This is a genomic window from Limnobacter sp. CACIAM 66H1 (genome assembly GCF_001601825.1).
Classification (GTDB): Bacteria; Pseudomonadota; Gammaproteobacteria; order Burkholderiales; family Burkholderiaceae_B; genus Limnobacter.
In genome coordinates this window covers 68,780-80,341 of sequence record NZ_LUJK01000010.1, presented here as the reverse complement: position 1 = coordinate 80,341, position 11,562 = coordinate 68,780, and the positions used below count along the sequence as shown (strand labels likewise).

Genomic DNA, 11,562 nt, shown 5'->3' with positions numbered 1-11,562 from the left:
CAGGGTCATGGTGTTGATGGACAAACCAAAGTAGTTAAACACCAGGGCGGTCATGAAAATGGACACGGGTATTGCCGTAAGCGCGATCACCGTAGGGCGCAAAGTGCCCAGGAAGAAAAACAGCACAGCAGCAACAAACACCGAGGCACCAATCAACTTGCCTTGCAAGGTTGAAATGGATGATTCAATAAAACTTGCCTGCCGAAAAGTAACCCGTGGTTTTTCCATGCCTTCGGGCAAGTTGCTGCTCATGCCAACCAAAGCCTCTTCAATGCGATTGGTCAGGCTGATGGTATCGGCACTGGGTTGTTTTTGAATGCCCAGAATGACGGCCGGCTTGCCTTCATAGCCTGCATCGCCCCGCTTCACGGCCGCTGCAAAATCCACTTGAGCAACTTGTTTAAGCAACACGGCCTGACCACTTCGGGAACCCACTGCCACATTGCGCAAGTCATCCAGTGACGAAGTTCTGCCCAAATGTCGAATCAGGTACTCGCGGCCATTGAGCGACAAAAAACCGCCCGAGGTGTTGGACGCAAAACCGCTTAGGGCCTGTTGCACGTTTTCAATCGTGATGCCCAGTTCAACCATGCGCTGCAAATTGGGCTGTACTTGAAACTGCCGCACCTCGCCACCAATGGGAATGACCTGCGCCACCCCCTGAATGGACAACAAACGGGGCCTTAACACCCAGTCGGCGTATTCACGCACTTGCATCGGCGAGATTTTTTTCACATCAATCGGTATGGCGATCTGCATGATCTCGCCCATGATGGAACTGACCGGCCCCATGGTTGGTGCAACCCCGGAAGGAATGGATTCTTCCATGCTGGAAAGCCGTTCTGAAACCATTTGCCGTGCGCGGTAAATTTCAGTATCCCAATTGAACGTCACATAGATGAACGACAAACCTGCACTGGACACCGAACGGATTACTTCCACCCCCGGCAAGCCGTTCAGCGCGGTTTCCAGTGGAAAGGTAATCAGTTGTTCCACTTCTTCCGAGGCCATGCCCCCGGCCTCGGTAATCACCGTAACGGTGGGTTTGTTCAAATCGGGAAACACATCCACCGGAGTCTGGGTGAGTGTGAATGCACCGTACAAGGTCAGGATAAGTGCGGCCAGCAACACCAACAGCCGGTTCTTCAGGCTGCTGTCGAGTAAAAACTGAAACATGACAAAGCCCCTTATCGAACCTGGTTAATCAGGGTTGCGCCCTGAACAACCACGCGTTCACCGCCGGAAAGTCCACCACGAACCAACACCTCAAGTCCGTTGAGCGGTTCGGTCAACACCACCATGGGCTCGAAAACTTCAGGCTCCTTTTTCACCCACACAATGGTTTGGTTCGACGCATTCTTGACCACCGCAGCACTGGGCACAGCCACGGCATCAACGCCCCCGGACTGTTCCGCATACACCTTCAGCAATTGCCCGGTCGGAAAACTGGTGTTTTCCAGCCCCCGTGCTTCGAATGCCAGTGTCAACGCCTGGTCCTTTACACTGCTTGCCGCACCCAGGTACTTCAGCTTTACCCCCTTTTCACCGGCTTGAACGCGGGCGGATTGAAAATCGGGAACCACGCCAGACTCGTACCAGCTTGCCTCTACACGCACCACTGCCGGGTCAACAATTTCAAACAACACATCTCCTTCCGAAAAAACCTTGCCGGAAATGGCCATGGATGACGCCACAATGCCGGTGGACGGCGCACGCAATGTTTCTCTTGAAGCAATGCCGCCAGCCAGGGCAACCACCTGGCCCTTCAGGCTTTGAACCTGGGCCTGGGCAGCGTCGATTTCCTTCTTTGGTACTGTGTCTGCCAGCTGCAAAAGACGCTCCAGCCGCTTCTCGGTCAAGGTCAGTTCAGACCTCAGTTGAGCAAGTTGCGCCTGTTGCGATGATTTTTCCAAGGCGGCTTGCGGTGTTTGAATGAATCCCAGCACCTGGCCCTTTTTCACTTGTTGGCCCAATTGCGGAACACCTTGACCCGGTGGTACAAAACTTCCACCCAGGGTGGTTTGAACAATGCCCCCGGTCTGCGGATCCAGTGCCACCTTGCCGTTCAGTTCAATCACCTTGGCCTGGGGCATGATCTCGGTTTTCAAAGTGCGAATACCCAATTGGCGCTGGGCAGGCTTGGGCAAAAACACCTCGCCCGTGGCTTGCCGTTTGGGGCCATCGCCCAGGGTTTGCTCGACTGCTTCATCGCCATGATCATGGCCAGGGCCCGCGTAAATATTCAAAGGACTAAAAAGGCCGAACACCAAGACCGAGAGTGCAAAATTTTTGTTGATCATGATTGTTTGCCTTCCTTCATTTTTTTTCGTACAAAACCAACAACAGGCAAACCGAGAAGCAACATGCCGCCCAAGCCATACAACACCCATTCCCAGGCATGTGAATGAGATTCCTCATCGGTGGCGTGGTCGTCTGCATGCGACAGGTCGAGTTGACCGGCCAGCAGATCGGTGAGTTCACCAGATGAAACTGTCAAGGCCACCGACACGGATCCCTCAGACAAACCCTCAGGCAGCACCGCATCAAATTCACCCACGGCATGCAACTCAACGGGTGTCGGGTTTCCATTGAGCTCCAGATCAAGCTCCGCATTTTCAACTGGTGCATTGGTGGCAGCATGGTCAATGTAAATTTCCAGCGTGCGACCTTTCAAAATACCCACCGCTTCGAACAGGTCCGATTCCATCACCACCCGTGGCGACGCTTCGCCAGTGGCTGTCGGCGCTTCATCACCGTGATCATGTCCGGGGCCTGCAAAACTGCTTGGTGTCGTAAAAAGGGCGAGTGCAACAAACACCGCACCCATGTAAGTCGATTTTGAATTGATGTATTTCATGGCATGAATCTCTTTGATCGTCATGGTAAAAGTCCAAGTGCCTGTTTGTAGGCAGAGACTTTGGCGGCATATTCCACGGCAGACTTTCGGGCAAGCCTGTTGGCTTCAAAAGCCTGTTGTTCAAAGCGCAGCAGGGTTGGAAGATCGGTTTCCCCCAAGTCGAATGAACGCCGATACAGCCGATACGTTTTATCGGCAAGGTCAGCCTGCTCCAGTGCAGACGTTTTTAACTGGGAAAACATGTCCAGGTTACCCTCCGCAGCGCGGCCGCGCGCAACCACTGACCTTTGCGTTTTAACCAGCAGGGCCTGTGCGGCAAGCTGATCACTTTCGGCCTGCAATACCCGGCTTTGATACTCTGAAGAATTGCCCAGCGGTATGCGGGTTGACACCACGAGCGATTTTTCGCTTGTTGATGAAAATGCGCCACGGTCACTGATCACCGCGAGCCCCAATTCGGGATTGGCTCTGGCCTGGGTTTGTACCAGATCAGCCTGTCGCTGCTGTGCATTCAGTTGCGCCTGTGCCAGCTTCAGGGCAGGATGATCCAGCGGTTTCAAGCCATTGGGAATGTCAGTGCTTTCAGTTTGAATGCGAGACAGTGTTGACACAGGCAAACCAATCATCGCGGCATATTCCGCGCTAAGGTCTCCCAAAGCGCCCAATGCACGCCCAAGGTCGGCCTTGGACTGGGCATACAATGCAGAAGCCTGATAGAAATCAGTCTGTGCCAGTTCCCCGGCCATGACACGTCTATCCACATCCACCATCAATTCCTTGGCAGTTTTGGTCCGGACCTGTGCAATTTCAACATCCAGATTGGCGGCCAGGGTATCCCACAGGGTTTGGCGAACCAGGCCAGCAAGTTCCAGCTTCTTCTGCTCAAGCTGCTTCTTGGCAAGCTCGATTTCACTGTCGCGCAGCGCCTGTGTCCGGCTGCGTTCGTTCCAGTTCCAGATTGGGGCAGACAAGCCCAGTTCGAGCTCCCGCAGGCCCTGATTGTTGTAGTTGCGGTCGGTTCGATAAGAACCTTCTACAGAAAGAGGCGCTGCAGTGAAGGCGTTTGCCGCACTGCGTCGGGCCTCAAGCGCCTCCAGTCGTTTGCCTTGGGCTTGAATCTCGGGATCCAGGCTTAATGCAGATTCAAACGCAAGGCGAACCGTCAATTCGGTTTCCACTTCGACGGCCGACTCGGCAAATGCCGAGGCCATCGTGCTGGCCATTAAGAAAGCCAGGCAAGTGGACACCACACGATGTGGTGAATACATGGATTCTCTCCAAACAAAAGCTGATGAAATTTCAGTCTTGAGCCGGCATAGACAGGCCAAAACGGACAACTAACTCAGGTTTTGTTCAGGCCCATTTCGGGCGTTCGATGCGGTTTGAAGAAAAAGATTGAAAGCCCGTGAATTGATCAGATTCCTGATCCAGGGCATGGGGAAGCATTTCAATGGTCAACAGGCTGGGCAGCACACTCGCACCGTGAGCATGGCAGTGGTGGTGGTCGGTATCACATGTCGATTTACCCGCGTTGTCTTGAAGGCTTTGCGTATCGGCAGAGGTACTGGAGTGATCATGATTACCGTGAGAATGACCCACCACTTGAAGCGACGAAGCATGCCCTGAGTCGTGCACGTGATACAACTCCACCGCGGCCCAAAGGCTTTGCAGCGGAAGCATCATGATCAACAACAGAACATAAATTTTCTTCATGGGCATGAGAGTAACACAGACAGAAAAAGGTTCAATACCTCAAATCAATGAGAATGTGCACCGGTGATCGCCTCATCCCGTATTTCAGCCCTTGCCTGTTTGATGACACTGACAGACGCTGTTAAACCGAGTGTGGCCATGAGTGCGGCCACCGCAAGATCGGGCCAGGCTGTTTGCGTAACACCCACCAGCAATGCAGCACCCAACACAGCGAGGTTACCGATTGCATCGTTGCGGCTGCACAGCCACACCGAGCGCATGTTGGAATCGCCATTGCGATAACGGTACTGAATGGCTGCAACACCCACGTTCACGCTCAAAGCCATTAAACCCACGACACCCATGGTGGCGTAAGAAGGTACCTGGCCGTGCATGGCTGCATACCCGGCAAAACCCAATACACCAACACCATACAGCCCCATGCACACCCCTTTGAGCAAGGCTGCTTTGGCACGGGTTTGAAGCGCCATTCCCAACACAAACAGGGACAAAGCATAGTTGGCCGCATCACCACCAAAATCGAGTGAATCGGCAAGCAGAGATACGGAGCCTGCCGACCAACTGGCACCCACTTCAATGAAGAACATGGCTGCGTTCGCAATCAGCGCGATCCACAATACCTTGCGAAAACCGGGATTGTTTGCAGCAGACTTGGCCGCTTCATCAGAGGGGCAATGGTTGCAACCTGGCATGAAATTTCCTTGATCAGTACTTATTTTACTTTATTAGAAACCCTGACATGGTGACAAGGTCAAGCTATTCATCGCCCACCAATGCATCAATAATGGGGCAATTGGTCGATTTGTCTATTGCATTACACCGCGCCACAAGCTGCTGCAAAGTATCCTGCATTTTTACAAGGTCTTGAATCCGTGAGCTAATGGACTCCAGCTTGCTTTCAGCCAATACCTGCGTTTCACGACAGGAACTCGCATTGCCCAACGCTAGCAGTTCAGCCACCTCGGACAGGGTAAAACCCAAGGCCTGCGCTCGCTTTATAAAGCGGATCTGCTTGATGTCCCGTGGACCATATTTACGGGCGCCCTGAAGGGGTTTTGCAGGTTGTGCAAGCATGCCCACGCGCTGGTAGTAACGAATGGTTTCAACATTCACGCCCGCTGCCTGGGCCAACCCGCCGATACTTAATGTGTGTTTTTGAATCATGCCTGTTGACTCCGTACTTAGGTACGGCTTTCACAATATCACTTCCTAATGCATTGAGAAATACCAACATGACAACACCTCAAAATACCGGCACCCTGATTGCGACCGCACTCGCGGCATTCGGGGCTTCCGTTTGTTGCCTTGGTCCGCTTCTGCTGCTGGCTGTGGGCGTGGGAAGCAGTGCATCAATCGGCATATTTGCTGCGTTGGAACCCTACCGACCCGTTTTTATGGTGATCACGATCAGCTTGCTGGCATTTGCTTACTACAAAATGTTCTGGCGCAGGGAGGGTTGCAACGCTTGCAGCCGCGGTCAGAAGCTGATTTACTGGTTAATCGCCGTGCTTTCAATGCTCATGTTGGCAGTGCCATGGTTCATGTAAAAGCGGGGGAACGCACCATGACTGAAGTTGTACGTGAGTCGATTTTGACTTGTCCAAGTTGCGGCAAAAGCACCCTTTGCGTAATGCCAACGGACGCCTGCCTGTTTTTCTTCAAGTGTGAACACTGCAATATTTTGTTGAAACCCAAACCTGGAGATTGCTGTGTTTTTTGCTCGTATGGGTCGGTGAAATGCCCACCCGTTCAGCAAGGCAAATCAGGTTGCTAAGTGAAATTTCAAAGCTTCATGCACAGCCCACAGGCGGTCTTGCCCCCACACCACCGTATTGCCCACCTTGAATGAGGGCACCCCCCACAAACCAGCGGCAAACAGCTCCTCTCTGTTGGCTGTGGCCCGCTCGCGCCAGGCCTCGTGCTGCAGGGCCACTTCTGCACCTTCCCAACGCAAACCAGCGCGTTCTACAATTTTTTTCAAACCTTTGTCGCTTCCGGCGTCAATGCCTTCAGCCCACACACCCTGCATGTAGGAAAGCACAAATTCTTGCCCCTTGCTGTGCTGTTCGGCAAACGGAATCAAGGCAAGGCCGCGCTCAGTGGGTTTGCCCACGGGGTCGTTCAAACGACCAAAAGGAATGTTACGCACATGCGCTTCCCGGGCGGTGTCGTACACAATGTATTCGCGCTTCACCTTGGGCACGGGCAAGCCGCGCATCACCATGGGCAATACAAAACGCAAATTGACTTTCGCGCCAGTCAGGCGGCCCAACTCGAAAATGCGGGGGGCCACGATGGCGGAATAGGGGCTGCGGAAAGAAAAGAAGAAATCAATGTCTGGCGGGTTCTCCAGTGGTTTGGCGTGCTCAAGACCATCGTCTGCAGGAAACAGCAAGGCAATGGCCCCATTGGCTTGCGCACCCAAAGCCTGCAAGCGCTGCTCGAGGTGGTACAGGCGATCAATGCCCCAGTACCACTCGCCCTCGTAATACAACATGCCGCCCAGGTAATGCCCTAATTTGTCTCGCAACCCGTCGGCCTGTGCAATGTGGTTTTGCACGTCTTGGCTGGACACCGGTTTCAATGCATTGAATTGCTCGGGAGGCATTTGGGTTTCATCGCCGGCCCACAACCACTGGCCCACCGAGGCCACATGCTCCACAAACTGCCCGTCTTGAATGGCTGCCACCAAAGTGTGGGTGGCCTGACGGGCACGCGCTAAGGCTGGTTGCCGGCCATGGTCCACAAAACTCAAACCATGGCGCTGCGCAAGCAAGGCAGCATCCACTCGGCTGTAGGCCACCAGTTTTTCCCGTTCAGGTGCGGCCGAATCGGGTGGGGGGCTCACCACATGTGGCTTCAATTCAATGTTGTAACGCGCCAAAAAGCGGGGCAAAGCCTGGGCCACCAAATGGCTGTAGGGGTCGTCCACCTGATGAAAGTAATAAACCTCGTGGGGGCGGCCCGAGGCCAGCCGGGCTTTTTCGGCCTTGGTGCGTTGGGCGAGCAGGGTGCCGCGCGCAAACCGGTGCTGGGTGATCATGGGCATCAACAGGGTTTTTAAACGCATGGTGCCACCTTTAAAGTTTACATACTGTCAATATTAAGCTGTTTTGACTGGTTTGCCGTACAAAGCCTGCTCAATGAAGTTTTTTTGCACCGTGGGGCGAGGCACTTTTTGGTCAAACCAGCTGCGCACATTCTGGTCCAGGCCAATGCCGTGCATGTAGTTGTAAAGCGCGCGGTTCAAGCCCTCGCCAAGCGCTGCATGGTCTACACCCGTGGGGTCGATAAAGCCGATGTCGTTTTTCGCAAAAGTGCCCTGGGGCAAGGGCTTCAATTGAATGCCATATTCTTCCGGGTTTTTACCCACTGGCGAGTGCACGGTGCAGGCAAAACGATGAAAGTAACCCGATTGAATACAGCCCTCGGCAAACAATTGGCGCACGTATTCCAGCGCATCCACGGTGTCTTGCACAGTTTGGGTGGGGAAGCCGTACATCAGGTAAGCGTGTACCAACACGCCGGCATCGGTAAAGCCTTTGGTGACCCGCGCCACCTGCTCCACTGAAACGCCCTTCTTCATCAGGTTCAACAAGCGGTCGGATGCCACCTCCAGCCCGCCACTAACCGCAATGCAGCCACTGTCAGCCAGCAACTGGCAAAGCTCGGGCGTGAAGGATTTTTCGAACCGTATGTTGCCCCACCAAGAGATGGACACATTGCGGGCAATCAATTCCTGTGCCAAGGCCTTCAAGGCTTTGGGGGGTGCAGCCTCGTCCACAAAATGAAAACCGGTTTGGCCAGTTTCGGCCACGATTTGTTCAATGCGATTGACCAGCTCGGTGGCTGTGGCGTTTTCATAGCGGGAAATGTAATCAAGCGACACATCGCAAAAACTGCATTTTTTCCAGTAGCAGCCGTGCGCCACAGTCAGCTTGTTCCAGCGCCCATCACTCCAGAGCCGGTGCATGGGGTTCAACATGTCGAGCAGGCTAAGGTAGCTGTGCAATGGCAAACCATCCCAAGTGGGGGTGCCCACATCGCCAAACGGCACATCGGGTTCAGCCCAGTTCGTGTATTGAACCGTTCCTTCAGCGTTGCGCGTGAAAGTGCGCACCAACCGCTGTGGGCCACGCTTGCCTTGCAGGTATTCAATCAGGCACAGCAGGGGGCGCTCGCCTGAATCCAGCGTAACGAAGTCTACGAAGTCGAAAAGGCGTGGCTCGCCCAGTTCACGCAACTCGGTGTTCACATAGCCACCACCCAATCCAATTTTGATGGTGGGGTTCTCGGCCTTCATGGCCTGTGCCATGCGCAAGGCCGCATACACCGCGCCGGGAAAGGGCACAGACAACAACACCAGTTGCGGTTGCTGCCGCCTGAATTCTTCCAGTGTCAGCTCGACAAGAATTTCATCAATCAGCGTGAAAGGCTGCTGCAAGGCGTCAGCCAGCGGGTCGAAGCTGGGCTGGCTACCGGCCAGTGATTCTGCATACCGCACAAACTCAAAGCGCTCATCAATCGCATCAGCAATGACATCGGCCAGGTCGTTCAGGTACAAGGTGGCCAGGTGGCGTGCCTTGTCTTGCGCGCCCAAGGCACCAAAGGCCCAGGCCAGCGGGTCGCCCCCTTCTTCGTCCACATACACATCCAGCGCCTCGAACCGCGGGCCTTCCGGCAAAAAAGCCCGGCTGTTGATTCGGTGGGCCAGGGTGGAATCGCCCCCCTGCAAAAAGCGGATGGTGGGGGCAATGGTGGCACGGTAACGGCTGAACTGGTCCATGAACAGGGCCACGCGCTCGGTCACCTCCTCGTACTGCTCAATTTCAGAGGCAATCCTGTCCAGCCCTTCAGGTGAAAACAGCTTGAGCACCAGGCCCAGCGCAATGTCGGCCTGCACGGCATCAACGCCCTGTTTGCGCAAAAAGCCGGTGATGTAAGCCGTAGATGGATAGGGCGTGTTGAGCTGCGTCATCGGCGGGATGAAAGACAACACACGGAAAGGGGTAGACACGATAAAACCTCGGGCTGAACGTGCCTAGATTCTACACCCAGCGGGCGCAATCGATTCCCGGGTTTTATGCAGCAAAGACCTCATACAGCATGACGCTACACAACAAGGCTGCTGACCACTGCCCCAGGGCCTCCCAAAACTGTTTCATCGCTAAAGCCCCCTGCCTGTAGTCCTGCCTTTACAATAGACCACGGTTCAAAACAAAGTTCAATCCATGACACAAAAACTGACTGTATTTGCCAAGTGCAACACGCCGCTTGAACATGACCGCCCTCGCCCTGATCGGCTTGAAAAAGGCAACCCTTTGCGCAGCACCTGGAATCACTATGAAAACAACGGAGTTAGTGCTGGTGTGTGGGCCTGCGAAACAGGGGCTTGGCGCATTGCATTTGCCCCGGGCAAAGACGAATTTTTCCATGTGCTGCAAGGGCGCATTCAGATTACGAATGCCCAAGGGCAGGCCGAGCAGTTTGGTCCGGGCGATGCCGGAGTAATTCCTGCGGAATTCACAGGTGTTTTCGAGGTACTGGAGCCAGTGCGCAAACATTACGTGATCGTTGATCGCGCGGCGGTGAACTGACATGGCGACGCTCAACCCCGGGGAGTTCAGCCAGAATATTCAACTGGGCATTGAAGTAGTCGCCACACTGGCCTTTGCCCTCAGCGGAATTCTGGAAGGTGCACGCAAGCGGCTGGACGCCGTGGGGGTGTGCGTGGTGGCCTTTTTGGCAGCCTTTGGTGGCGGTACGCTGCGCGATTTGTTGCTGGATGTACGCCCCTTTTTCTGGGTGAAATACATTGAATTGCTGTGGGCCGTGTTCGTGCTGTGCATCGTGGCCATGTTGTTTATGCGGCAGCGACATTTCAAGTTCACTGAAAAAGCCATTTTGTGGCCCGATACTTTGGGGCTGGGCCTGTTCACCGCCGCGGGCGTTTTCGCAGCCATCATGGCGGGCATGCCCAGCTTGGTGGCCGTTTTCATGGGTGTCATCACTGGCGTGTTTGGCGGTGTGCTGCGCGACATTGTGTGCAATGAAATTCCGCAAGCTTTCAAAGACCACCGCCCCTATGCCATTTGCGCCTTCTTCGGCGGCTGGGCTTACGTTGGCCTGCGTGAACTGGACAACCCGGCGTATGTGAACATGCTGGGCTGTGTACTGGTGACCGTAGGCCTGCGAGCCTTTGCAGTGTGGAAGGATGTGCGGCTTCCGGAGTGGAGAAGCTGAATTGGTGATTTAAAACAAACCCAAAGCCAAACCACCTGCGAATGCAGCGCCCAAATCGCGGCCATGTTGCAAATCCGCAGGGCCAATGGTTTTGGGTGCCAGAATTTTTTCAGGCGTTTGTACGTGGGTACACACAATGTGTGGCGGTGCCATTTCCGTTAAACGCCACCCCGTGGCAATGCGCTGAATTTGCTTGATTGCACCCTGCCCGTCGCTGCCGGCGCACACCAACACCGTGTAGGGCCGCCCATTGATTTGGTCGAGCGCAGCATAGTAGGTGCGGTCAAAAAAGTCTTTCATCAAACCCGCCATGCTGCCCAAAGTTTCGGGGGTAACGAATACATAGCCGTGCGCATTCAAAACATGTTCGGCGTTTGTTTCACTGGCGTGAAGCAGCAGGGTACTTACCTCCGCTTCAGTTGCAGCACCCTCAGCCACGGCATGGGCCATCGCTTTGGAACCGCCGGTGATGGAGTGGTAAATGATGAGCAGGGTTTTCATGGGCTGGGTGAGGGTTTCTATTTAACCTGAACAGGGTACAAGTTTGATAGCCATGAAAACAGCCCCTAGACTCGTGAAAATTTAAAACTCTCGCCCAGAGGCAAATTCATGTCCAATCTAGCTGTGCAAAAACCACTGAACTCAAAAATGGTCATCTCCAAATCAGGAATTGAGCATATCTCGAAAGATGAAGGTTTCTCCGCAATTCCCTACAACGACATTGCAGGCCCTTGATTGCTCGAATCTCT

The 11,562-nt window shown here is 54.2% G+C and carries 15 protein-coding genes; 5 read left to right on the top strand and 10 right to left on the bottom strand.

All coding sequences use genetic code 11. The features are described 5' to 3' along the window. From A0129_RS04950 to merR, 7 genes are all read right to left on the bottom strand, one after another. A partial coding sequence (locus A0129_RS04950; RefSeq protein ID WP_291712925.1) for an efflux RND transporter permease subunit occupies positions 1–1,176 on the bottom strand: 1,176 nt, incomplete at its 3' end. A gap of 11 nt (positions 1,177–1,187) precedes the next feature. Continuing rightward, complete coding sequence (locus A0129_RS04945; RefSeq protein WP_291712922.1) at positions 1,188–2,300, bottom strand: efflux RND transporter periplasmic adaptor subunit; 1,113 nt, start codon at positions 2,298–2,300, stop codon at positions 1,188–1,190. Next, positions 2,297–2,881: a hypothetical protein gene (locus tag A0129_RS04940; RefSeq protein ID WP_291712920.1), complete on the bottom strand. Its 585-nt coding sequence runs from the start codon at positions 2,879–2,881 to the stop codon at positions 2,297–2,299. The genes A0129_RS04945 and A0129_RS04940 overlap by 4 nt, the downstream gene beginning before the upstream one ends. Beyond that, positions 2,878–4,125, bottom strand: a complete 1,248-nt coding sequence (locus A0129_RS04935; RefSeq protein WP_291712919.1) for a TolC family protein — start codon at positions 4,123–4,125, stop codon at positions 2,878–2,880. The genes A0129_RS04940 and A0129_RS04935 overlap by 4 nt, the downstream gene beginning before the upstream one ends. An 85-nt stretch (positions 4,126–4,210) precedes the next feature. After that, a complete protein-coding gene (locus A0129_RS04930) occupies positions 4,211–4,576 on the bottom strand; it encodes a hypothetical protein (RefSeq protein WP_291712917.1) in 366 nt (121 codons plus the stop codon). A 38-nt stretch (positions 4,577–4,614) separates the two neighbouring features. Continuing rightward, positions 4,615–5,262 (bottom strand): cation transporter, encoded by a 648-nt coding sequence (locus A0129_RS04925; protein ID WP_291712915.1) that lies wholly within the window; start codon positions 5,260–5,262, stop codon positions 4,615–4,617. Between the two features lie 64 nt (positions 5,263–5,326). Further along, positions 5,327–5,734: an Hg(II)-responsive transcriptional regulator gene (merR, locus tag A0129_RS04920; protein ID WP_291712913.1), complete on the bottom strand. Its 408-nt coding sequence runs from the start codon at positions 5,732–5,734 to the stop codon at positions 5,327–5,329. Positions 5,735–5,802: 68 nt separating this feature from the next. On the opposite strand from merR, the gene A0129_RS04915 reads away from it, so the two are divergent. Further along, positions 5,803–6,117, top strand: coding sequence for a mercuric transporter MerT family protein (locus A0129_RS04915; protein WP_291712911.1), 315 nt, complete (start codon positions 5,803–5,805; stop codon positions 6,115–6,117). A 17-nt stretch (positions 6,118–6,134) separates the two neighbouring features. Continuing rightward, complete coding sequence (locus A0129_RS04910) at positions 6,135–6,344, top strand: GDCCVxC domain-containing (seleno)protein (protein WP_105029755.1); 210 nt, start codon at positions 6,135–6,137, stop codon at positions 6,342–6,344. On the opposite strand, the gene A0129_RS04905 is transcribed toward A0129_RS04910, so the two are convergent. After that, positions 6,333–7,640, bottom strand: coding sequence for a DsbA family protein (locus A0129_RS04905; RefSeq protein ID WP_291712909.1), 1,308 nt, complete (start codon positions 7,638–7,640; stop codon positions 6,333–6,335). The genes A0129_RS04910 and A0129_RS04905 overlap by 12 nt on opposite strands. A gap of 33 nt (positions 7,641–7,673) precedes the next feature. Further along, positions 7,674–9,590 carry a radical SAM protein gene (locus A0129_RS04900; protein ID WP_291712929.1) on the bottom strand — a complete coding sequence of 639 codons (1,917 nt, stop codon included), beginning with the start codon at positions 9,588–9,590 and terminating at the stop codon, positions 7,674–7,676. A gap of 211 nt (positions 9,591–9,801) precedes the next feature. Between A0129_RS04900 and A0129_RS04895 the strand changes: the two genes are divergently transcribed. Together A0129_RS04895 and A0129_RS04890 are read left to right on the top strand one after the other, a co-directional pair. Then, the gene (locus A0129_RS04895) at positions 9,802–10,167 is read left to right on the top strand and encodes a cupin domain-containing protein (protein WP_291712906.1); all 366 of its coding nucleotides are present in this window, start codon (positions 9,802–9,804) and stop codon (positions 10,165–10,167) included. Between the two features lies 1 nt (position 10,168). Continuing rightward, complete coding sequence (locus tag A0129_RS04890) at positions 10,169–10,813, top strand: trimeric intracellular cation channel family protein (RefSeq protein WP_291712904.1); 645 nt, start codon at positions 10,169–10,171, stop codon at positions 10,811–10,813. 9 nt (positions 10,814–10,822) lie between these two features. Here the strand turns inward: A0129_RS04890 and A0129_RS04885 are convergent, their stop codons facing one another. After that, the gene (locus A0129_RS04885; RefSeq protein WP_291712902.1) at positions 10,823–11,314 is read right to left on the bottom strand and encodes a flavodoxin family protein; all 492 of its coding nucleotides are present in this window, start codon (positions 11,312–11,314) and stop codon (positions 10,823–10,825) included. Positions 11,315–11,422: 108 nt separating this feature from the next. Between A0129_RS04885 and A0129_RS04880 the strand changes: the two genes are divergently transcribed. Continuing rightward, on the top strand, positions 11,423–11,548 hold the full coding sequence (locus A0129_RS04880) for a hypothetical protein (RefSeq protein WP_291712900.1): 126 nt from the start codon (positions 11,423–11,425) through the stop codon (positions 11,546–11,548). Positions 11,549–11,562: the final 14 nt, after the last annotated feature.